Genomic DNA, 22,186 nt, shown 5'->3' with positions numbered 1-22,186 from the left:
GGCGGGACAAGGCACGGTTGATACAGGGTCAGGCATGCCTGACCCCTACGATAAATCAGGCGATGGTGACGTTTTTCGCGAGGTAGACATCCTGCACTGAATTAATCAGCGCCACGCCGTCCTTCATCGATTTCTTAAAGGCCTTGCGCCCTAAAATCAGCCCCATGCCGCCTGCACGTTTATTGATCACCGCCGTACGTACGGATTCAGCAATATCCGTATCCCCTGCTGCCGCACCGCCGGAGTTGATCATCCCGGCGCGCCCCATATAGCAGTTCGCCAGTTGATAACGTACCAGGTCGATAGGGTTATCTGTAGTCAGTGTGCTGTAGACGCGCTCATCGGTATGGCCGAATTTCACTGCTTTATAACCGCCGTTATTCTCCGCCATTTTCTGTTTCACAATATCCGCGCCAATGGTGGCCGCCAGATGGTTTGCCTGGCCTGTCAAATCAGCGCTGGCATGGTAATCCACCCCGTCTTTTTTGAAATCATTATTGCGCAGATACGCCCACAGTACGGTGACCATCCCCAGTTCATGGGCGCGTTCAAAGGCTGCAGAGATCTCTTCAATCTGACGCCGTGACTGCTCTGAACCGAAATAGATGGTGGCCCCGACGGCGACAGCACCGAGGTTAAACGCCTGCTCAACGCTGGCATACAGCGTCTGGTCATACTGGGTGGGATAGCTCAGCGTCTCGTTATGGTTGAGCTTAACCATAAACGGGATGCGGTGTGCGTAACGCCGTGAGACAGAAGCCAGTACGCCATACGTGGAAGCCACACAGTTACAGCCCGCTTCAATCGCCAGCTCCACAATATTTTTCGGATCGAAGTAGAGCGGGTTCGCAGCAAAAGAGGCGCCCGCCGAATGCTCGACGCCCTGGTCTACGGGGAGGATAGAGAGGTAACCTGTCCCGGCTAAACGTCCGGTGTTGTACAGTGTTTGCATATTGCGTAAAACTGCCGGGGGACGATTGTTATCGACCATCACCCGATCCACATAATCCGCCCCTGGAAGATAGAGGTTGTCCGCTGGAATAGTCATGCAGCGATGTTGCAAAAGAGAATCCGCTTCTTTGCCCAATAACTGTACGATGTCCGTCATGATAACTCCTGTTAAAATGTGTGAGGGCCATTTTGATGGCCCGCGGGTCAGTTTTCCTGACCCCAACAGGGTGGACCCAAAACTGTTATTAAGGCAAATTGCTGACTCCATTTTTCAGAACGATCCGCACAAAAAAACGCGGACCATCGTGGTCACCACCACTGATGAAAATGATGCACCGGACCATGCCCGTGGCCGACCTCCAGCGAGTCTGCCTGCTCAAGCGCCCCCTGCAACCAGTATTTAGCCGCTTGTACGGTGGCAACCCAATCATCGTGTCGCGGACGGAGTGCCGCCAGCGCCGCCGACAGCGAACAGCCCGTACCGTGCGTATTGCGCGTCATAATGCGAGGCGCGGTAAACCGCTGTTCAAGTTGGTGGGTAAACAGCCAGTCCGGGCTTTCCGATTCGCTAAGATGGCCGCCCTTCATCAGTACCGCCTGACAGCCCAGCGCCAGCAGCGCCCTGCCCTGCTCACGCATCTCAACCTCATCACGCGCCGGATCGCAGGCCAGCAGCGCGGCGGCTTCTGGCAGATTGGGCGTAATCAGGGAGACCTGCGGTAACAGACGCTCGCGTAAGGTGGCAACCGCCTCAGCAGAGAGCAGCGGATCGCCGCTTTTTGCCAGCATCACCGTATCCAGTACCACCCAGGGCACCGGGGTCTCTTTCAGCCGTTCGGCAACCACCTCAACGATGGCGCTTTCTGCCAGCATGCCAATCTTTATCGTGTCGATACGCACATCCGACAGGACGGAATCCAGTTGCGCAGCCACGAACGATGGGTCAATGCGATACACCGACTGCACGCCCGTGGTGTTCTGCGCCACCAGCGCGGTGATCACGCTGGTGCCATAGGCGCCCAGCGCGGAAAAGGCTTTCAGATCGGCCTGGATCCCGGCGCCACCGCTCGGGTCAGTTCCGGCAATGGTCATGGCGTTAATCCGTTTCATACCAGTGCCTCCGGGTTCAGTTGATACAGTGCATCAAGGAACGCGGGGATGAAGCTGCCCGGCCCCTGCGCCGCTGCCGCTGCACGCTCTCCCGCCAGCGCCACTACGCGGCAGGCGCTGGCGATATGCACCAGACGATCGCCGGGCAGCGCGGCAAATCCAGCGACCACGGCGGACAACGCACAGCCAGTGCCGACCACGCGCGTCATCAGCGGGGAACCGCCGCTGACGCTGAGGGTGCGCACGCCATCGGTGACAAAATCCACTTCCCCGGTAACCGCCACCACCGCCCCCGTTTCCGTCGCCAGCGCAACGGCTGCCTGTAATGCCGCCGTTGACGCATGCTGAGTGTCTACGCCCCGTCCGCTGACCGCCTGTTTTGCCAGTGCCATAATTTCCGAAGCATTGCCGCGGATCGCAGCGGGCTTGAGTAACAGGAGTTGGTGACAGAAAGTGGTACGGAAATCCAGCGCCCCTACCGCCACCGGATCTAATGTCCAGTGTCGTCCGGCAGCGCTGGCCGCATGGATCGCTGCCCGCATCGCTTCACTGCGGGAATGGGTCAGCGTACCAACGTTTACCAGCAGGGCATCAGCAATGGCGCTGAACTGCGCGGCTTCGTCCTGATCGATCACCATCGCCGGGGAAGCCCCCAGTGCCAGCAGCACGTTGGCGGTAAAGGTTTGCACCACATCATTGGTCATACAGTGAATCAGGGGGGATTGCTGTTGAAACAGCGTCAGGGAATGGGCCACATCGGCGTGGCTCAGGCGTTCAGGTTGGATCATATATGCTCCCAACCGGCGATCAAGAAGGCGATGCCGGCCGGGCATCTGACTTCCCTACGCTGGCATTATCCAGATCAGGTGGTACGGGTATTTCTCAGCCTTCACGAAGAAGGGCACCCCGAGTCATTTAAATAGTAAAATCAATGTGTTGTAATTACCATTGCGATAATCACCCTTCAGAATCATGCCAGTTAGATGGCAGAGAAACAAGCTTTTACGTCTCCCGCCGCCCGGGCTGGAGGTTATTCAGGCTTGTCACTCACCGCCACAGCCTCGCTGTCCGCTTTCGGCAATGTTGACAAAATCTCCGCAAGGTCTGCCTGAGCATTCTCTCCGGCGATCATTTTTTTACTAAAGCTACATTTCCTGTCAACACCAGCAGAGTGGATATGCAGTTTGAAGACATTTTTATTTTCTTTGATTAACGTGACATCGGTTAGCGGGATCAGACAGGTTTCAGCATACAGCGCCGGGGTCAGGATCAATTTATCGCCTGACACCCCAATCATCACGCGTTGCTTTAAACGCATCGCATTTGAGATAAAAATGATCCCGGTACAGACTAATAATCCGCCAACGCTCACACCATCGGCCAGAATAAACAATCCGATAGCAAGGGAAATCCCGCCCTGCACATAGAACATCGATGTTTTAAATGTTAAAGCCTGTGAAAGTGTGTTTTTATCACCTGGCGAAAATACTTCCAGGCCCTTGTTGCAATGCTTTTCATAGCTAAACATATAACCGGCGAGGAAAATCATACTTAATGGCAGGATAATAAGCGAGCCAATGATAGCCAGCGCCAGTCCCCACTTTGGGCTTTTGAATAACAGGGGCAAACTGATGATCTGCAATAAAATAGAAACTAAAAATGGGATGGAGAAGTACTGTAAAAAAGCAATCGCATTGCGTGCAAAAATAGTTAACTCACCATCCTCTATCTGGGTAGTGAGATAGACTACCGCGCCGAGATAGCAGATATTCAGCGCGAGACCTGCCCAGACCAGTTTACTGATGCCTTTCATTCTTAACTCCATTTTATAATTTATTTCGGCCAGAACATTCTGAACGTCAGCCTGACCGATTTTGATTTAAATCCCAGATTGCTTTATTAAAAGCAAATACACATTTTATGTAGAAATGATAATACACCTTCACTTTTTCAGGCCGCATTCTAGCTAACGATAAGAATAGTCTCAACAAAAAATCGGTTCGATAGAATCATAACTCCCCGTCAACCGCTATTCAGCGACACGGTATAAAAACCCGATTACGGGACGGTTTTCCGTCCCCATCCTCCCTTTATCCCTGCTCTGCCACCAGCAGTGCCAGGGTGTCGGGTTCCAGCGCTTTAAAGATATGCTCACGATCGGCGGGATAGCAGATGTAATCGCCTGGCGCTAGCTCTTCCGGGGCATCCTTAAGCCCGACCAGCGCCCGCCCCTGGGTGACGATAATGTGCTCAACCGATCCAACAGGATGCGGCTGTGACAGACGGTCAGCACCCGGCTGGGTCATTAACAGATAGATATCGCGCCGCGCACCCGGTGGGCAGCTGGCCAGCAAAATGGCCTGATAGTTCGCTTCTCCGGCCACCACTTTCGCCCCTTCGCCACGCCGGATGATCTGGGTTTTGTTGCCTTCAGGTTCCAGCAGTTTGGCAAAGGGAATATTCAGTGCCACACACAGCGCCCACAGCGTCTCCAGGCTGGGGTTACCGTTGCCCGCCTCCAGCTGCGACAGCGTCGACTTTGCAATTCCCGCCCTTCGGGCCACTTCGGCGAGTGAAAGCCCGGCCTGTGTGCGTTCCCGAATCAAACTTTCCGCAATTACCGCTATGGGCTGTGTCATCTTTCGCCTTATCGTTCGCCAAAATGAACGAAACGTTCGTGTTGATCTTAGAAGCACCTGCGTTCATTATAATGACAACTTCGTTCGTTATGGAAAACAAATAATGTTCAGTCGGCATTTTTCATCACTCAGCCCGGACACGCGTAAAGCGATTTATCTGATCTGCCTGGCGGTCGGCGTTGTGGGCATCTCCTACGGTTCGCTGGCCACCGCTTATGGATTCCCGCTATGGGTTCCGCTGTTCTCCAGCCTGTTTGTGCTGGCCGGTGCCTCAGAGTTTATGTTTATTGCCATCGTCGCTGGCGGGGGCAATCCGCTGGCCGCTGCGCTGGCCGGGCTGCTGGTCAATGCGCGCCACTTCCCCTTTGGCATTGCCGTACGTGACCTGGTAGGTTCGCGTCTCTCTGCCGTGCTCGGTTGCCATATTATGAATGACGAAAGCGTGGTGTTTGGCCTGTCGCAGCCCACGCACGCGCAGCGTAAAGCCGCCTTCTGGCTGTGTGGCCTCGGCGTCGCCGTGGTCTGGCCGTTGGGGGCCATGCTGGGCAGTGTGATTGGCACACTGCTGCCTGATACCCAGGTGATTGGGCTGGATGCGGTATTTCCGGCCATTTTACTGGCGCTGGTGATCCCCGCCCTGAAATCCCGCACCACGCTGATCCGCGCCGCCTGCGGGGCGGTAATCTCACTGCTGGCCGTGCCCTTTACGCCTATCGGGCTGCCGGTATTGCTCTCAATGGCCGGACTGCTGGCGAGGAGGAAATAATGGCAGACAACGCACTGATTATCTGCGGGATCGTGATTCTGGCCGTGGGAACCTGGCTGATGCGCTTTGCCGGTGCCACGCTGGGTAACCGCATGACCCTGTCTGAAAACGCGCGTAAGTTGCTGTCTGATGCGGCCACTACGCTGCTGTTTGCGGTGGCGCTGGGCAGCACATTTTATGCAGGTGACCACTTTGCCGGGACGGCACGCGTCGCCGGGGTGGCGGTTGCCGTGCTGCTGGCCTGGCGCAAAGTGCCGCTGATTGGGGTGATCCTGGCGGCAGCGGCAGTCACCGCCCTGCTGCGGCTCGCCGGTGTTCAATAGCCTTCGCAGCCGCATCGCTTTCTTAACGGCGATGCTTATCAGAGATGGTTTTTTTGAGCAGAGTCACCGTGTGATCGACAAAGGTCGACACCGCCAGCGGGATGTAATGACGGCTGGGATAGACAATCGACAAATCGTTATTCAGCTGGCCATAATCAGGCAACACGGCGATCAGCTGTTGACGGCTCAGGCTGTCGTACAACAGGGATTCTGGTAAAAAACAGATGCCCAGCCCGCTGAGAGCCGCTTTAAGCTGGGCCTGCGCGGTATTGGCCGAGAAACGGCCAGTCACCTCAACCTGCACCGCACCTTGCGGCCCCACCAGATGCCAGATAGCCGGTGAAGAGGATGCAGACTGGCCGATGCAGGCATGATGCTGCAGCGCGTCGATGCTGTCAGGCACACCAAAGGTATCCAGATAATGCTGGCTGGCGGCCATCAGACGCCGACCCGTGCTGATTTTTCGGGCAACCAGACTGGAATCCTTTAAGCGTCCACCACGAAACGCGACATCAATGCCCTCGCCGATCATATCCGCATGTGTATCACTGAGAATAAAATCCAGCTGCAGCTGCGGATATAACGCCAGAAAATCGGCCACCCACTCCATTAAAAACAGATCGAAGAAGTCAGCAGGCGCGGCGACTTTTATCCGTCCCATCGGCACCTGATTCTCACTGACCAGCTGCGTACTGATGGCGTTTAACTCACTGATTTTTTGTGCACTGTGGTCATACAGCTGCTCACCGGCACCGGTCAGGGTCAGTTTGCGGGTGGAACGATGAAATAACCGCACCGCCAGACTCGCTTCCAGCAGCTTAATCCGTCGACTCAGTGTATTCGGTGGCACTCCCAGCCGTCGCGCAGCAGCGGCGAAACTTCCCGTTTCAACGATATGGATAAAGATCGCGACGTCGTTCAGATCGAGCATCTTATTACGTCCAAAAATGGATGAGTCCAATGATATTACGCCCTCTAATCAAGCAGTGTTCGAATGGTTAAGATACAACACTATCATGTACTCCAGCGGAATAACCTTGCGTTCACCGCTTACCAGAGGAAGTCAAATGTCACCGTTAGCGCCCGAGGAACACCCCGTTTCCCGCCACATCGAACACCGGACACGCGGCAGAGGAACGGGGCCCATTATCCGTCTGATGAGCCCGTCAGACTATGGCACGATCGTCAGACCTTTCGTTTTCCTCGATCGCTTCACCGGCGATCGCACGATGATTGATCGTATGCCGCTTCATCCGCACTCTGGTATTGCCACTGTCACCGTAATCACGGAAGGCAATCTGCGCTTTGACGATCCGGATTCGGGTAAAGGCATGATTGGCTATGGCGGGGTGGAATGGATGCGCGCAGGCGGCGGCGTCTGGCACGGCAAAGAAATGTCGGCAGGTGATTCTGAGTATGTTGAGGGATTTCAGCTCTGGCTGGCGTTGCCACCTGAACTGGAAAATGGCCCCGTTGACAGTCAGTATCTTGAAGCGCAGTCGATGCCGCAAACCGGCCCGGCATACGTCATTCTGGGTGAATATCAGGGCGTAAAAAGCCCGGTTCGCTCGCATGAGGGCATCAATTATCTGCTGGTGACCCTGCCCGCACACTCATCCTGGCAGTATATTCCGCCGGAAAATCACTCCAGCCTGTGGCTCAGTATCAGTCGCGGCACGCTGGTTTCACCTGAAAAGATCGCTACAGGTGAAATGGTCATCTTCGCAGCCGGTTCTCAACCCGTCACCCTTCACGCCGGAGACGCCGAAACGCGCTTCGTGATCGGTTCCGCTGTTGCTCATCCGTGGTCCCTCTCACTGGGGAATTATTCTGTGCACACCAGTGATGCGGCATTACGCGCAGGCGAAGCTAGAATTAACGACATCGGTCGTCGCCTGCGTGAGGAAATGGAGGGCCAACCTCAGCCCACCTCCATGCCTATTTTTAAATAATGTGGCTTATCAACGCCTTCACCAGGGGTGATATCAGTGTTTGTATTACGTCGTTTTATTTCACGTTTATTAGCACCAAAAGAAAATGCCATCCATCCCAATAAGGAAAGTAAAATGTCAAAGATTTTAGTTCTTTACCATTCAATGTATGGGCATATTGAAACCATGGCGCAGCACGTTGCGCAAGGGGCAGCCAGCGTGCCGGGCACCGAGGTCACCGTCAAACGCGTGCCGGAGACCATGGATAGCGAGGCGTTCAAAGCGTACGGCGGTAAAGCCGATCAGACCGCCGAGATTGCCAGCCCGACAGAACTGGCTGACTATGATGCGATTATTTTTGGCACGCCCACCCGCTTTGGCAACATGTCAGCGCAGATGCGTAATTTCCTCGATCAGACCGGCGGCCTGTGGGCCAAGGGGGCTCTGGTAGGCAAAGTGGCCAGTGTGTTTACCTCTACCGGCACCGGCGGTGGGCAGGAAATGACCATTACCTCGACCTGGACCACCCTCGCGCATCACGGGATGATTATTGTCCCCATCGGATACAGCACCCCCGAACTGTTTGATATTTCAGAAGTGCGTGGCGGCACACCCTATGGCGCGTCCACACTGGCGGGTGGCGATGGGTCGCGACAACCCAGCGAACGTGAACTGGCTATAGCAAAACACCAGGGGCAACACGTGGCGGCGATCGCGGCAAAATTGAAGTAAAAAACGCACTGTCCCCTGCAAAGAGATGAGCCCATCATCTCTTTTTTTTGCGCCCTTCTCTCATGCGTTCCTCCTGCCTGATGCCTTTCGCTGCTACCGACGCGCTTTTACGCTACACTCTGCGCCGTTGCCACCCGGCGTTTATGTTGCAGGAGTTTTTCCATGAATATCCGTCCTTTCACCGAAGCGGATCGGCCATTCCTACGCACACTGTTTCTTGCCTCGCGTAAAACCAACTGGACCTGGCTGGATGACAGTCAATGGCAGTTAGAGGATTTCGATCGGGTGACGCGGGGCGAGCGGGTGCTGGTGGCAGAAGAAGACGGCCACCGCATCGGATTTGCCGCCGTACTGGATAACGATAATTTTCTGCACAGCCTGTTTATCGACCCGGCCTGGCAGGGCAGCGGCGCGGGCAGTGCATTATTGCAGGCCGTGCAAAAAAGCTTTACCTCCACTGGCGCGCTCAAATGTCTGGCGGAAAACCTGCAGGCTCAGCTGTTTTATAAAAAGCACGGCTGGCGGGTGGTGGCCGAAGGGGAAAGCGATCAGGGCGAGTACCTGCTGATGCACTACGTGCTGTAACCCCCCCTACCGCACCCTCTGCTCACGACGACAGCGCAGAGGCAGGGTTATCTGTCACTCTCTTTACAGGCGTTGGAAAATCATTTTTCACGCTCATCAGGGATGTGTGACATGTTGAATGTTTTTCATCTGCTTGATTTAGCTGGCACGCTGGCCTTTGCGTTAAGTGGCGCGACCGCCGGAGTACGCGAGGATTTTGATCTCTTCGGGGTGTTTGTACTGACGGCGACCACCGCGATTGGCGGTGGCGTGATCAGAGATATCTGTATTGCCAGCCTTCCCCCCGCCGGGCTGGTCAGTTCAGCCTATCTGGTGGTAATCATGACAGCCGTCATCTGCGTTGCCTTTTTTCAAAAACTCATCCTCTCTTTTGAAAAAGCCACCCTGTTCTTTGATGCGCTGGGTTTGGGTTTCTTTGCTGCCTTCGGTGCCAATAAAACCTGGGAGCACAGCCACAATATTGAGCTTTCCCTGATACTGGGCTGCATCAGCGCCGTCGGTGGCGGCTGCCTGCGCGACGTGTTAACTGGAAAAACTCCGGCGATTTTCAGCCAGGATATTTATGCCAGCGCGGCGCTCATTGGCGCCGCGATTGAGCTGACCGGCTCAGCCGGGCTGATCCCGCAGATCTACAGCGCCTGGTTCGCGATTATTAGCTGTACGTTGCTCCGTCTGATTTCACTAAAATACAAAATCGGCTTGCCGTCGATTAAACACAACGGATTATAATGACGTTTTAGCACTGAAAATGGCCGTAGCAGATGACAAGCAGACCCCCTCATGAACAGGCAGGCGTAAGTGTACGTGCATACGACATGCTGCAATATCTGAAGCGTATCGCGCGCGGTGACCGTTCGTTTACTATTCAGGACACCCTGCTTAACCATCGTTGCAATGTCACACCGGACAATGATTTCACGTTGATTACTCAGCTTTTCGACGGTGGGAAAATTGATTTCGATTATTCAATGGTGGATGGATTTCAGCAGCGGCACGTCAGACTGGTGTAACGGATTCATCACGGGCCGACCAGAAAAAGGCCGGCCCGTCTCACTACACCGCGCGGAACGCGATATCTTCCGGGATAACCTCACCCTGCCAGTAAAGTTGCGCGGCCACCTGTGTCGCCAGCTGACGGTACAGTGCGGTGAAATCGCTGTCGGGACGACGCACAACGGTGGGCTCGCCATTATCCAGGTCTTCGCGCAAGCTGATATGCAGCGGAAGCTGGCTCAGCAGACGAGTGTGATACTGTTCCGCCAGCTTTTCGGCCCCCCCCGTACCAAAGATCGCTTCATGATGACCACACTGGCTGCAAATATGCATACTCATGTTTTCCACTACGCCCAGCACCGGGACATTCACTTTTTCAAACATCACAATGCCTTTGCGCGCATCGATCAGCGCAATATCCTGCGGCGTGGTCACGACCACGGCACCGGTCACCGGCACGTTCTGTGCGAGGGTTAACTGAATGTCCCCTGTGCCAGGCGGCATATCCAGCACCAGGTAGTCCAGTTCCGGCCATAACGTTTCGTTAAGCAACTGCATCAGCGCTTTGCTGGCCATCGGACCACGCCATACCATGGCGTTATCCTCGGTCACCAGATAACCAATTGAGTTGGTGGCCAGGCCATGGGCCATAATCGGTGCCATATGTGTGCCGTCCGGTGAGGTTGGCCGCTGATCTTCAACACCGAGCATATCCGGGATCGACGGTCCGTAAATATCGGCATCCAGCAGTCCGACTTTCGCTCCCTCTGCGGCCAGCGCCAGCGCGAGGTTGACCGCCGTGGTCGATTTGCCGACGCCCCCTTTACCAGAGCTGATGGCAATAATGTTTTTTACGCCGTTGACGCCAGGGCGATTTTTGACCCGTTGTAACGTCGCCACATTCAGCGTTAAGCGCCATGAAATCGCTACCGCGCCAGTCAGACGCAGCAGGTCAGCACTGACCGTCGCTTTCAGGCTTTCAAACGGCCCCTGCCAGACAAACGGCATATTCAGTTCAATATGCAGAGTGTTATCGAGCAGCGCACAGTGGCGCAGCGCCTTCAGTACGGTGAGATTACGGTTCAACGTGGGGTGTTCAAACGTGGTCAGCACGCCCATCACGATCGCGCGTAGCGCTTCGGGGGAATGATGCCCCTGGGATTGTGAAGTCATCTGTGTTCCTTGATATTGCTGGTTGTTCTGCCTGCATTTATGTCATTAAGCATATCAGATCTGGCCCGAACTGACGTAACCAGCCGGAAAAAACCGCAGGGAGTTGAACCCCTTGTTTACGCAGGGTCAGGCAATCGGTTACCATCTAAACCCCTTTTTCAACAGGTATGAGCTAAGTCTTAATATGACTCAAGTCGCGAAAAAAATTTTGGTAACGTGCGCACTGCCGTACGCAAATGGTTCCATTCATCTCGGCCACATGCTCGAGCATATCCAGGCAGATATTTGGGTCCGTTACCAGCGAATGCGCGGCAATCAGGTTTACTTCATCTGTGCCGATGACGCACATGGCACGCCAATTATGCTGAAAGCTCAGCAGATGGGCATCGCGCCGGAGCAGATGATTGCCGAGATGAGTCAGGAACATCAGACCGACTTTGCCGGTTTTGATATCAGCTACGACAACTACCACTCTACGCACAGCGAAGAGAACCGTGAGCTGTCTGCACTGATCTATACCCGACTGAAAGAGAACGGTTTTATTAAGAACCGTACCATTTCTCAGCTTTACGATCCGGAAAAAGGCATGTTCCTGCCCGATCGTTTTGTGAAAGGCACCTGCCCGAAATGTAAGGCGCCGGATCAGTATGGCGACAACTGCGAAGTCTGTTCGGCCACCTATAGCCCGACTGAACTGATTGATCCGAAATCCGTCGTCTCTGGCGCAACACCTGTGATGCGTGATTCTGAGCATTTCTTCTTCGATCTGCCGGAATTCAGCGCCATGTTACAGGCCTGGACCCGTTCCGGTGCGTTGCAGGAGCAGGTGGCGAACAAAATGCAGGAGTGGTTCGACTCCGGCTTGCAGCAGTGGGATATCTCCCGCGATGCGCCGTACTTCGGCTTCGAAATTCCTGATGCCCCAGGCAAATACTTCTACGTCTGGCTGGATGCACCTATCGGTTACATGGGTTCCTTCAAAAACCTGTGCGATAAGCGCGGTGATATCGACTTCGATGCGTTCTGGCAAAAAGATTCGGATGCCGATCTCTACCACTTTATCGGTAAAGATATCGTCTACTTCCACAGCCTGTTCTGGCCAGCCATGCTGGAAGGCAGCAACTTCCGTAAACCGACCAACCTGTTTGTGCATGGCTATGTCACGGTTAACGGCGCGAAAATGTCTAAATCACGCGGCACATTTATTAAAGCCAGCACCTGGCTGCAACATCTGGATGCCGACAGCCTGCGTTACTACTACGCAGCGAAGCTTTCATCACGCATCGACGATATCGACCTCAATCTGGAAGATTTCGTGCAGCGTGTGAATGCCGATATCGTCAACAAGGTGGTTAACCTGGCATCACGTAATGCCGGCTTTATCGCCAAACGTTTTGACGGGCAGCTTTCTGCTGAACTGGCAGATCCGGCGCTGTACAAAACCTTCACGGATGCGTCAGCCAGCATTGGTGAAGCCTGGGCCAGCCGTGAATTCAGCCGTGCTGTGCGCGAAATTATGGCGCTGGCCGACGTGGCTAACCGCTATGTTGACGAGCAGGCTCCGTGGGTGGTGGCGAAACAGGAAGGACGTGATGCCGACCTGCAGGCTATCTGCTCTATGGGTATCAACCTGTTCCGCGTGCTGATGACCTGGCTGAAGCCTGTGCTGCCATCGCTGACCGCCCGCACCGAAGCTTTTCTGAATCAGGATCTGAGCTGGGATGGTATTCAGCAACCTCTTCTGAACCACAGCATTGCGCCATTTAAAGCCTTGTATGGCCGCATTGAGATGGACAAAGTGAACGGTTTGATTGAAGCATCAAAAGAAGATGCCGCCGCAGCGAAGGCACCTGTGACCGGTCCGCTGGCGGAGGATCCGATTCAGGACACCATCAGCTTCGATGATTTTGCCAAAGTCGATATGCGTATTGCGCTGATCGAAAACGCGGAATTTGTTGAAGGCTCCGATAAGCTGCTGCGTCTGTCACTGGATGTGGGTGGAGAGAAGCGCAACGTGTTCTCCGGCATCCGTGCGGCCTACCCGGACCCGGCGGTACTGGTTGGCCGTCTGACAGTGATGGTGGCAAACCTCGCGCCGCGCAAAATGCGTTTCGGCATCTCAGAAGGTATGGTGATGGCGGCGGGTCCTGGCGGGAAAGATATCTTCCTGCTCAGCCCGGATAGCGGCGCTCAGCCAGGCCAACAAGTTAAGTAAATTCGTAGGGGGTCAGGCATGCCTGACCCAGGCGGGGCCTGCCCCGCCCCTACGTATTCTGGGATCTGACCATGCGCAGCACTCTCCTGGTTTTATGGCAATACCTTCGCGCTTTCATCATCATCTACCTCTGCCTCTATGCCGGTCGCGGCCTTTCGGCCCTGCTGCCTGTTGTCATTCCCGGCAGTATTCTCGGTATGCTGGTGCTGTTTTCGCTGCTGGCTTCGCAACTGCTTCCGATCCACTGGGTAAAACCCGGCTGCCATCTGCTGATCCGTTATATGGCCCTGTTGTTCGTCCCCATCAGCGTTGGCGTCATGAACGATATGGATATTCTGACCGCTCAGTTCGGCCCGATTGTGATCTCCTGCGTGGTGAGTACGCTGATTGTGCTGGTCACCATTGGGTTGATGTCACAGCGCCTTAATGACCGCCATCAGCGACGCACGGGAGCAAGCGATGAGTGATATCTGGTGGTCGCTGCCGCTGACCGTGCTGGTCTTTCTTGCCGCACGCAAGCTGGCGGCAAAAGTCAAAATGTCGATCGTTAACCCGCTGCTGATTGCGATGGCGGTGATTATTCCGCTGCTGCTGCTGCTGCAACTGCCCTACACGCGCTATTTCCAGGGCAGCGCCCTACTCAATGACCTGCTGCAACCGGCCGTCGTGGCGCTGGCGCTGCCGCTGTATGAGCAGATGCATCAAATCCGTTCGCGCTGGAAGTCGATTATCAGCGTCTGCTTTGTCGGAAGCATCACGGCAATGGTGTCCGGTACGGCGATTGCGCTGTGGTTAGGCGCGACGCCACAGATTGCCGCCACGCTGTTACCCAAATCGGTCACCACGCCGATTGCGATGGCCATCTCCGGCACGCTGGGTGGCATCCCGGCTATTAGTGCTATCTGCGTGCTGCTGGCGGGCGTACTGGGGGCTGTCTTCGGCCATATGCTGCTCAACATGCTGCAGGTGCGCAGTAAATCCTCACGCGGTCTGGCTATCGGAAATGCTTCGCACGCACTGGGGACAGCACGGGCTGCCGAGATCGATTACCAGGAGGGGGCGTTCAGCTCACTGGCACTGGTGCTGTGCGGCATTATCACTTCGCTTCTGGCACCGTTTATTTTTCCGCTATTAATGATGCTGTGGGGTTAAAACTTGCGATAAGTCTCGCATTTTGTTGATCAATTTCATTTATTACATTGATAGAGAGACTTAGATCACATATAACTGGCTGCCGGCCCGCTAACATGGGCTGCATTCAGCGAAAGAGGCCCCACTATGCACCCACGTTACCAGCAGGCATTTGCCACGCTTCCTACCCTGTTACAAAGCGCACTTCAGCCGATCCTGGCCGCGGATGACTTCGCCGGATTTATCACGGCCAGCCAGGCGGGTGAACTGAAAAAGCACTGCGGATTTAACGACAGTGAACTGGCCTTTGCCCTGCTGCCGCTGGCGGCCGCCTGCGCGGTAGCCACCTTGTCTGATTTTAAAGTGGGTGCCATTGCACGTGGTAAAAGCGGCACGCTGTTCTTTGGTGCCAATATGGAGTTTGCCGGTACCACGATGCAGCAGACCGTTCATGCCGAGCAGAGTGCGGTGACGCATGCCTGGCTGCGGGGAGAAAGTGCACTGGCGTGCATCACCGTCAACTACACGCCATGCGGCCACTGCCGACAGTTTATGAATGAGCTGAACAGCGGCAGCGGGCTGACGATTGAACTGCCTGGCCGTGCTGCGGCCACGCTGGGGGACTATCTGCCGGATTCCTTTGGCCCGCACGACCTGGCCATCACCACCCTGCTGATGGACGATATTGACCACGGCTTTATCGCGGCGGGCGATGCACTGACGCAAGCCGCCATTAACGCCGCCAGCCACAGTCATGCGCCTTACAGCAAGGCCTGGAGCGGTGTCGCCTTACAAACCGTCAGCGGCGCGATCTTTGCCGGGCGTTATGCAGAAAACGCGGCGTTTAATCCCAGCCTGCCTCCGTTGCAGGGCGCACTGAATTTACTCAGCCTTAGCGGACATAGCCTGAGCGATATTCACCAGGCCGTTCTGGCCGAAGCCCCGGATGCCGCATTAAGCCAACAGAGCGCCACAGCAGCCACGCTGGCCGCGCTGGGTTGCATGCGTTTGACTACGGTTGTGCTGAAAAAATCGTAAAAGAGTCTTTATAATTCGAGAAAGATCGCAGCTTTTGTTATTGCATGTTAACAAAAGCTGTACTTTCAGATGAATTATTTTAGGATTGGCGCCACAACATCCCGATCCTAATAGAGTATGAATTGCATGGAACTCGAATACGAAAGTAAACGACCGCTATACATCCCTTATGCTGGCCCTATCTTGCTGGAATTCCCCCTTCTGAACAAAGGCAGTGCGTTCTCAATTGAAGAGCGTAATGACTTCAACCTGAATGGCCTGCTGCCAGAAACAGTGGAAAGCATTGAGGAGCAGGCAGAGCGCGCATGGCGTCAGTTCCAGGACTTCAAGAACAATAACGATAAACACGTCTACCTGCGCAATATTCAGGACACCAACGAAACGTTGTTCTACCGCCTGCTCGATAATCATCTGGAAGAGATGATGCCGATCATTTACACCCCAACAGTGGGTGCCGCCTGTGAGCACTTCTCTGAGATTTATCGTCGCGCGCGCGGTTTGTTCATCTCTTATCCGAACCGTGCCAACATTGAAGATATGCTGCAAAACGCCACCAAGCAGAATGTGAAGGTGATTGTGGTCACCGACGGTGAGCGTATCCTCGGCCTGGGCGACCAGGGCATTGGCGGAATGGGTATTCCTATCGGTAAACTCTCCCTCTATACCGCCTGTGGCGGCATCAGCCCGGCTTATACCCTGCCAGTGGTGCTGGATGTGGGGACCAACAATCAGCAGTTGCTGAATGACCCGCTGTATATGGGCTGGCGTCATCCGCGTATTACGGGTGAAGAGTACGAGAGCTTCGTGAATGACTTTATTCATGCCGTGAAAAGCCGCTGGCCTAACGTGCTGTTGCAGTTCGAAGATTTCGCACAGAAAAATGCGATGCCGCTGCTTGAGCGCTATCGTGATGAAGTCTGCTGCTTTAATGATGATATTCAGGGCACCGCGGCAGTGACGCTGGGGACGCTGATTGCCGCCAGCCGTGCAGCAGGCAGCAAGCTGTGTGAACAGAAAGTGGTGTTCCTGGGGGCGGGTTCAGCCGGTTGCGGTATTGCCGAGCAGATCATCGCGCAGATGAAATCTGAAGGCCTCAGCGATGAAGAGGCCCGTGGGCGCGTCTTTATGGTCGATCGTTTCGGTTTGTTGACCGATAAGCTGCCCAACCTGCTTAACTTCCAAAGCAAACTGGTGCAGAAAAGCGAAAACCTGACCGTCTGGGACAGCAGCAGCGACTCGCTGTCACTGCTCGATGTGGTGCGTAACGCGCAGCCAAACATTATGATCGGCGTGTCCGGCCAGCCAGGCCTGTTCAGCGAAGAGATTGTGCGCGAAATGCACAAACACTGTGCGCGTCCCATCATCATGCCGCTGTCTAACCCGACCTCTCGTGTAGAAGCAACACCGCAGGATATTATGGCGTGGACCGACGGTAATGCTTTAGTGGCGACGGGCAGTCCGTTCTCCCCGGTCACCTGGAAGGATAAGATCTACCCAATTGCCCAGTGTAATAACTCGTATATCTTCCCGGGGATTGGCCTTGGCGTGATTGCGTCGGGTGCAACGCGCGTCACGGACGGCATGCTGATGGCGGCAAGCCGGGCGCTGGCAGAGTGTTCTCCGCTGGTCAACGAGGGTTCTGGCCCGGTCCTGCCTGAAGTGAAAGATATTCAGGGCGTGTCAAAACTGATCGCCATGGCAGTGGGGAAAGCCGCACAGCTATCAGGCGTGGCGGTGGTGACCTCCGAAGATGTGCTGTCGAAGGCTATCGCGGCCAACTTCTGGCTGCCGCAGTACCGTAATTATCGCCGCACCTCAATCTGATAGCGCGATTTCCCTTCCAGGCGGGTCATACTCTCCGCCTGGGAGGGGTTATTGCGCGAAAAAGCCCCATCCGATACGGTGTGACTTGCTTCACCTCTCCGCCTCAAGTAGCCTTGAATCCATATTCCACCGCCAACCTGAGCGCCGTTCCGCATGTTGAAACGCCTGATTTATGGTCTGATTATCATCATTGCCCTGGTGGTACTGACCGCGCTTGGCCTCGATCGCTGGATGAGCTGGAAAACCGCACCTTACGTCTATGACGATCTGAAAGCACTGCCGCACCGTCAGGTTGGCGTGGTTCTGGGTACCGCCAAATATTACCGGACCGGGGTTATCAACCAGTATTATCTGTACCGCATACAGGGAGCGATTAACGCGTATAACAGTGGCAAAGTCAGTTATCTGCTGCTGAGTGGCGACAATGCGCAGCAAAGCTATAACGAACCGATGACCATGCGCCGCGACCTGATTGCCGCAGGCGTGGCACCCTCAGATATCGTGCTGGATTATGCTGGTTTCCGCACCCTCGATTCGATTGTGCGCACCCGGAAAGTGTTCGATACCAACGATTTTATTATTATCACTCAGCGTTTCCACTGTGAGCGTGCGCTGTTTATCGCCCTGCATATGGGGATTCAGGCTCAGTGTTATGCCGTTCCCTCACCCAAAAATATGTGGAGCGTGAGAACGCGTGAAGTGGGTGCCCGTTTGGGTGCGCTGGCCGATCTGTATCTGATGAAGCGTGAGCCGCGCTTCCTCGGGCCGCTGGTGCCCATCCCGGCGCGGCATGAAGTACCGGAAGACGCCCAGAGTTATCCAGCGGTGACCCCGGAGCAGTTACTGGAGATACAGAAGAAGAAATAACAAAAGGACTGACCAGAAAAGGTCAGTCCTTCAGGCGAGGCGTGCCTCGCCTCTACGTATCGTCGAGTGAGCGCTTATCGTAGGGGACGGGCATGCCCGTCCCGAAACCCGTCGAGCTCGCCTCGCCGCTATTTCTTACGTGCGTACTTCAGGGAGTCCAGCGCAACGGCGAAGATAATAATGCCGCCCTTGATGATGTACTGCCAGTAAGGGTTAACCCCGATATAGGTCAGACCGTAGTTGATCACCGTAAAGATAATCACCCCGGTCACAACACCCGCAACCGTACCCACGCCCCCTGCAAATGACACCCCACCGACCACACAGGCAGCGATCGCATCCAGCTCATACATAAAGCCGAGGTTGTTAGTAGCAGAACCGATACGCCCCGCTTCCAGCATCCCGCCAAAGGCATAGAACACACCGGACAGTGCATAGACCAGAATCAGGTTGAAGGGAACGTTAACACCAGAGACGCGTGCCGCTTCCGGGTTACCACCGATGGCGAAAATGTTTTTACCGAAGCGGGTTTTGTTCCACAGGATCCACACCACAAAGATGGCGATAATCGCGTAGAAGGTAATGTATGACAGTTTGAAATCACCGAAACGCAGGAATCCCTGAGCAAAGGTAGAGAATTTCTCGTCAAAGCCCGCGACCGGAGATGCCCCAACGAAGTCGTAATACAGTGAGTTAACACCGTAAACAATAATCATGGTGCCCAGCGTGGTGATAAATGGCGTCACCTTCAGGTAAGCAATGATCAGACCATTAATCAGACCAATTACGGCGCCAATCGCACAGACAATCCCGATAACAACAGCAATCGGCAGGGTTTCCAGATGCGGGAACACCTTATTGGCGTTATCCATTGCCTGTAACAGCGTTGCGGCCACAACCGCAGCCAGACCCACCTGACGTCCTGCTGACAGGTCGGTCCCCTGGGTAACAATCAGACCCGCCACACCCAGTGCGATAATCACACGCACCGAAGACTGGGTCAGGATATTACTCAGGTTCATTAAACTTAAGAACGTTGGATCCTGGATAATAATGATGGCCAGTAATACCAGCAGCACCACATAAATCCCACCTTCTTTCAGCCAGGTGAGCAAACTTTTCTTATTCACTGCTTTCATAGTAACAGCCCTTACATCATTAAAGGTGCAACGATGCCAAACGCAATATTTCGTTTTGCGTGGTAGTCTTCGTTTCGACAATGCCTGCGGCCAGGCCATTACTCATTACCAGAATACGATCGGTAACGCCCAACAACTCTGGCATTTCGGAAGAGATGATAATAATCCCCTTCCCTTTTTTTGCCAGTTCAGAAATCAGCTGATAGATTTCGAATTTCGCCCCAACGTCAATACCACGTGTGGGTTCATCGAGCATCAGTATTTCTGGTTGCGTTAATAACCAACGACCAATAATCACCTTCTGCTGGTTACCACCGGACAATGAACCAATCGAGGTATGATGTCCGGGCGTTTTCACCCGCATAGAGTCAATCACCCATTGGGTATCACTCTTCATTCGGGTGTTATCCAGCAAACCAATACTGTTTTTATATTTACCGATATTTGAAATCAGTGAATTAAAACCAATATCAAGGTAAGCGTAAATCCCGGTAGAACGACGTTCTTCAGTCACCAAAGCAAAACCATGATTAATGGCTTCATTGGCGCTGTTGTTATTAATGGCCTTACCATGCAGCTTAATCGTACCGCCTGATTTTTCGCGAATACCAAACAGTGTTTCAACAATGTCAGTACGTTTCGCGCCGACCAGACCGGCAATCCCGAGGATCTCCCCTTTGCGCAAATCAAAGGAGATGTCGCGAATCGACGGCTGACGCAGTGAGGTCAGATTACGCACTTCCAGGATGGTTTCACCCGGCACGTTGGTCTTATCCGGGAAGCGCTGATTCAGCGACCGCCCAACCATCATGGCAATAATCTTATCCATATCCAGCCCTTCCAGCGGCTGAGTAGCAATCCACTGTCCGTCGCGCAGGATGGTGATTTCATCACACAGCTGAAAGATCTCTTCCATCTTGTGAGAGATATAGATAATGCCGCAGCCACGATCTTTCAGCTTACGAATAATCGTAAACAGGTGATTAACTTCTTTTTCCGTCAACGATGAGGTGGGCTCATCCATAATGACGATTTTTGCGTTATAGGAAAATGCTTTCGCAATCTCAATCATCTGCATTTGAGAAACAGACAGTGAAACCACTTTGTCACGCGGGTCAATATCAATATCCAGCTCGTCGAAAATCGCTTTGGTATCGCGATACATTTTATCCTGATCGACGAAAAAGCCTTTTTTTGGATAACGACCCAGCCACATGTTATCCATAACCGTACGTTGCAGAACCAGGTTTAATTCCTGATGCACCATCGACACGCCATTTTCCAGTGCCTCTTTGGAGCTTTTGTAATTAATTTCCTCGCCCTGAAAAAGAATGCTCCCCGTATCTTTACTGTAAATACCAAAAAGGCATTTTAAGAGTGTTGACTTACCGGCACCATTCTCCCCCATCAAGGCGTGAATCGAATGTGGACGGACTTTTAAATTAACATTATCGAGCGCTTTAACACCGGGGAATGACTTACTGACGTCAGTCATCTCCAGTAAAAACTCGCGCTGTGTTTGCACGTTATCGCTGCCCATATTTCTACCCGGCTGAAGGTTTTTTATTCAACGCCTGAAAAACGGATGCTGGAACCAGCATCCGTATCAGATTGTACTTATTTAGGCAGGTCGGCCAGGTTGTCTTTGTCGACCGGGACATAGGCAACACGAACCACTTTGCCATCCAGTTTGTAATCAGTACCTTCGGTGGCAGGTTTACCCGCCGCCAGGTTAATCGCCATATCAATGGTCGCTTTCGCCTGGTTTTTCGCATCATTCAGCACGGTGCCGGCCATTGCGCCAGATTTCACCATCGCCAGAGCTTCTGGCAGCGCATCCACACCAAAGACCGGTACAGAGGACTTGTTGTGTGCTTTCAGTGCTTCTACTGCACCCATTGCCATCGCATCGTTATTGGCGATAACCACTTCAATTTTGTTGCCGTTCGGGCCAGACAACCACGCATCCATCTTATCTTTCGCCTGTGCGGTATCCCACATCGCGGTGTCGAGATGCAGCTGCTGCGTTTTCACGCCATCTTTGTTCAGCGTATCGATCACGTATTTGGTACGGGCTTCCGCATCCGGGTGACCTGGCTCGCCTTTTAACAGCACGAACTGAATCTGACCATCTTTGTTCAGATCCCAGTTGGCATTCGCTTTCCAGTGTTTCTCAATCAGCTCACCCTGCTTCACGCCAGACTCTTTAGAGTCAGTACCGACGTAGTAAGCTTTGTCATAGCTGGCCAGTGCTTTCGCGGTCGGTTCTTTATTGAAGAACACAACCGGGATATCGTTAGCTTTTGCTTTGCTGATCACAACGGCAGCAGCAGCCGGGTCAACCAGGTTAATGGCCAGCGCTTTTACGCCCTTAGCAACCAGTACGTCAACCTGATCGTTCTGAGTAGACTGGCTGTTCTGCGAGTCATTCATCAGCAGCTGCACGCCCGGGTTGAGCTTGGCTTCTTTCTCAATATCCTTGCGCACGACGGACATAAAGTTGTCGTCGTATTTATAAATGGTGACGCCAATACGGGTATCTGCTGCCTGAGCAGTTGCGCCAAACAGCATGGTGGCCACCAGGGCGCTGAGAGTGAAAACCTTCTTATTCATGGTATCTCCGGTTTTTGTAGGGTAGTACTCAACGCCACGTGCCAGTCAATGATGAGGCACGGGGCGATCAGTTTGTTGGCGGCGGCGCGAAATGTTACATCTACGATCTGCGGCACCGACATATTGCTAACATCAAACCCGACTTCCCTGTACGGA

23 protein-coding genes and 1 riboswitch are annotated in these 22,186 nt (G+C 54.0%); of the genes, 13 read left to right on the top strand and 10 right to left on the bottom strand.

Features of this window, described 5'->3' with window-relative positions; all coding sequences use genetic code 11:
• Window positions 1-55: 55 nt before the first annotated feature.
• The 5 genes from fbaB to FVB43_RS06680 form a co-directional block, all read right to left on the bottom strand.
• Window positions 56-1,108, bottom strand: a complete 1,053-nt coding sequence (gene fbaB / locus FVB43_RS06700) for a class I fructose-bisphosphate aldolase (protein ID WP_133841502.1) — start codon at window positions 1,106-1,108, stop codon at window positions 56-58.
• A 152-nt stretch (window positions 1,109-1,260) separates the two neighbouring features.
• On the bottom strand, window positions 1,261-2,061 hold the full coding sequence (gene thiD, locus FVB43_RS06695) for a bifunctional hydroxymethylpyrimidine kinase/phosphomethylpyrimidine kinase (protein WP_159336319.1): 801 nt from the start codon (window positions 2,059-2,061) through the stop codon (window positions 1,261-1,263).
• Window positions 2,058-2,849 (bottom strand): hydroxyethylthiazole kinase, encoded by a 792-nt coding sequence (thiM, locus tag FVB43_RS06690; RefSeq protein ID WP_167863628.1) that lies wholly within the window; start codon window positions 2,847-2,849, stop codon window positions 2,058-2,060. Before thiM ends, thiD begins: the two co-directional genes overlap by 4 nt.
• A gap of 34 nt (window positions 2,850-2,883) precedes the next feature.
• Window positions 2,884-2,980, bottom strand: a riboswitch (TPP riboswitch).
• Between the two features lie 111 nt (window positions 2,981-3,091).
• On the bottom strand, window positions 3,092-3,874 hold the full coding sequence (locus FVB43_RS06685) for a hypothetical protein (protein ID WP_167863627.1): 783 nt from the start codon (window positions 3,872-3,874) through the stop codon (window positions 3,092-3,094).
• Window positions 3,875-4,151: 277 nt separating this feature from the next.
• Window positions 4,152-4,700, bottom strand: coding sequence for a helix-turn-helix domain-containing protein (locus FVB43_RS06680; RefSeq protein ID WP_133841498.1), 549 nt, complete (start codon window positions 4,698-4,700; stop codon window positions 4,152-4,154).
• A gap of 103 nt (window positions 4,701-4,803) precedes the next feature.
• Here FVB43_RS06680 and FVB43_RS06675 point away from each other — a divergent pair, with 103 nt between their 5' ends.
• The gene (locus FVB43_RS06675; protein ID WP_133841497.1) at window positions 4,804-5,466 is read left to right on the top strand and encodes an AzlC family ABC transporter permease; all 663 of its coding nucleotides are present in this window, start codon (window positions 4,804-4,806) and stop codon (window positions 5,464-5,466) included.
• Window positions 5,466-5,789, top strand: coding sequence for an AzlD domain-containing protein (locus FVB43_RS06670; RefSeq protein WP_133841496.1), 324 nt, complete (start codon window positions 5,466-5,468; stop codon window positions 5,787-5,789). Before FVB43_RS06675 ends, FVB43_RS06670 begins: the two co-directional genes overlap by 1 nt.
• Before the next feature lie 22 nt (window positions 5,790-5,811).
• Here FVB43_RS06670 and FVB43_RS06665 read toward each other — a convergent pair whose 3' ends face one another.
• Window positions 5,812-6,720, bottom strand: coding sequence for a LysR family transcriptional regulator (locus FVB43_RS06665; RefSeq protein ID WP_167863626.1), 909 nt, complete (start codon window positions 6,718-6,720; stop codon window positions 5,812-5,814).
• A 136-nt stretch (window positions 6,721-6,856) separates the two neighbouring features.
• Here FVB43_RS06665 and FVB43_RS06660 point away from each other — a divergent pair, with 136 nt between their 5' ends.
• The 5 genes from FVB43_RS06660 to FVB43_RS06640 all read left to right on the top strand — a co-directional run bounded on the left by FVB43_RS06660 (window position 6,857) and on the right by FVB43_RS06640 (window position 10,047).
• Window positions 6,857-7,741 (top strand): pirin family protein, encoded by an 885-nt coding sequence (locus FVB43_RS06660; protein ID WP_197931259.1) that lies wholly within the window; start codon window positions 6,857-6,859, stop codon window positions 7,739-7,741.
• A gap of 114 nt (window positions 7,742-7,855) precedes the next feature.
• Entirely contained in the window at window positions 7,856-8,452 is a 597-nt protein-coding gene (wrbA, locus tag FVB43_RS06655; RefSeq protein WP_167863625.1) for an NAD(P)H:quinone oxidoreductase, read from the top strand.
• A 162-nt stretch (window positions 8,453-8,614) separates the two neighbouring features.
• Window positions 8,615-9,037, top strand: a complete 423-nt coding sequence (locus FVB43_RS06650) for a GNAT family N-acetyltransferase (protein ID WP_133841493.1) — start codon at window positions 8,615-8,617, stop codon at window positions 9,035-9,037.
• 111 nt (window positions 9,038-9,148) lie between these two features.
• Complete coding sequence (locus tag FVB43_RS06645; protein ID WP_133841492.1) at window positions 9,149-9,766, top strand: trimeric intracellular cation channel family protein; 618 nt, start codon at window positions 9,149-9,151, stop codon at window positions 9,764-9,766.
• Between the two features lie 32 nt (window positions 9,767-9,798).
• Window positions 9,799-10,047 carry a hypothetical protein gene (locus FVB43_RS06640; protein WP_133841491.1) on the top strand — a complete coding sequence of 83 codons (249 nt, stop codon included), beginning with the start codon at window positions 9,799-9,801 and terminating at the stop codon, window positions 10,045-10,047.
• Window positions 10,048-10,090: 43 nt separating this feature from the next.
• Here the strand turns inward: FVB43_RS06640 and apbC are convergent, their stop codons facing one another.
• Window positions 10,091-11,203, bottom strand: coding sequence for an iron-sulfur cluster carrier protein ApbC (apbC, locus tag FVB43_RS06635; RefSeq protein WP_167863624.1), 1,113 nt, complete (start codon window positions 11,201-11,203; stop codon window positions 10,091-10,093).
• 133 nt (window positions 11,204-11,336) lie between these two features.
• On the opposite strand from apbC, the gene metG reads away from it, so the two are divergent.
• The 6 genes from metG (at window position 11,337) to sanA (ending at window position 18,278) form a co-directional block, all read left to right on the top strand.
• Window positions 11,337-13,418 (top strand): methionine--tRNA ligase, encoded by a 2,082-nt coding sequence (gene metG, locus FVB43_RS06630; protein ID WP_277950371.1) that lies wholly within the window; start codon window positions 11,337-11,339, stop codon window positions 13,416-13,418.
• Window positions 13,419-13,489: 71 nt separating this feature from the next.
• The gene (locus tag FVB43_RS06625; protein WP_167863622.1) at window positions 13,490-13,885 is read left to right on the top strand and encodes a CidA/LrgA family protein; all 396 of its coding nucleotides are present in this window, start codon (window positions 13,490-13,492) and stop codon (window positions 13,883-13,885) included.
• A complete protein-coding gene (locus FVB43_RS06620) occupies window positions 13,878-14,570 on the top strand; it encodes a CidB/LrgB family autolysis modulator (protein ID WP_167863621.1) in 693 nt (230 codons plus the stop codon). The genes FVB43_RS06625 and FVB43_RS06620 overlap by 8 nt, the downstream gene beginning before the upstream one ends.
• 126 nt (window positions 14,571-14,696) lie before the next feature.
• Window positions 14,697-15,587 (top strand): cytidine deaminase, encoded by an 891-nt coding sequence (cdd, locus tag FVB43_RS06615; RefSeq protein WP_133841486.1) that lies wholly within the window; start codon window positions 14,697-14,699, stop codon window positions 15,585-15,587.
• Window positions 15,588-15,713: 126 nt separating this feature from the next.
• Window positions 15,714-17,411 carry an NAD-dependent malic enzyme gene (locus tag FVB43_RS06610; RefSeq protein WP_167863620.1) on the top strand — a complete coding sequence of 566 codons (1,698 nt, stop codon included), beginning with the start codon at window positions 15,714-15,716 and terminating at the stop codon, window positions 17,409-17,411.
• Between the two features lie 153 nt (window positions 17,412-17,564).
• Window positions 17,565-18,278, top strand: a complete 714-nt coding sequence (gene sanA / locus FVB43_RS06605) for an outer membrane permeability protein SanA (RefSeq protein ID WP_159336312.1) — start codon at window positions 17,565-17,567, stop codon at window positions 18,276-18,278.
• Between the two features lie 128 nt (window positions 18,279-18,406).
• On the opposite strand, the gene mglC is transcribed toward sanA, so the two are convergent.
• From mglC to mglB, 3 genes are all read right to left on the bottom strand, one after another.
• Window positions 18,407-19,417, bottom strand: a complete 1,011-nt coding sequence (gene mglC / locus FVB43_RS06600) for a galactose/methyl galactoside ABC transporter permease MglC (protein ID WP_133841483.1) — start codon at window positions 19,415-19,417, stop codon at window positions 18,407-18,409.
• Window positions 19,418-19,436: 19 nt separating this feature from the next.
• Entirely contained in the window at window positions 19,437-20,957 is a 1,521-nt protein-coding gene (mglA, locus tag FVB43_RS06595; protein WP_133841482.1) for a galactose/methyl galactoside ABC transporter ATP-binding protein MglA, read from the bottom strand.
• Between the two features lie 77 nt (window positions 20,958-21,034).
• Window positions 21,035-22,030 (bottom strand): galactose/glucose ABC transporter substrate-binding protein MglB, encoded by a 996-nt coding sequence (gene mglB, locus FVB43_RS06590; protein ID WP_133841481.1) that lies wholly within the window; start codon window positions 22,028-22,030, stop codon window positions 21,035-21,037.
• Window positions 22,031-22,186: the final 156 nt, after the last annotated feature.

The sequence above is a fragment of the Erwinia rhapontici genome, from assembly GCF_012271765.1.
Taxonomy (GTDB): Bacteria; Pseudomonadota; Gammaproteobacteria; order Enterobacterales; family Enterobacteriaceae; genus Erwinia; species Erwinia rhapontici.
This window is presented reverse-complemented; position numbering and strand designations above follow the sequence as displayed.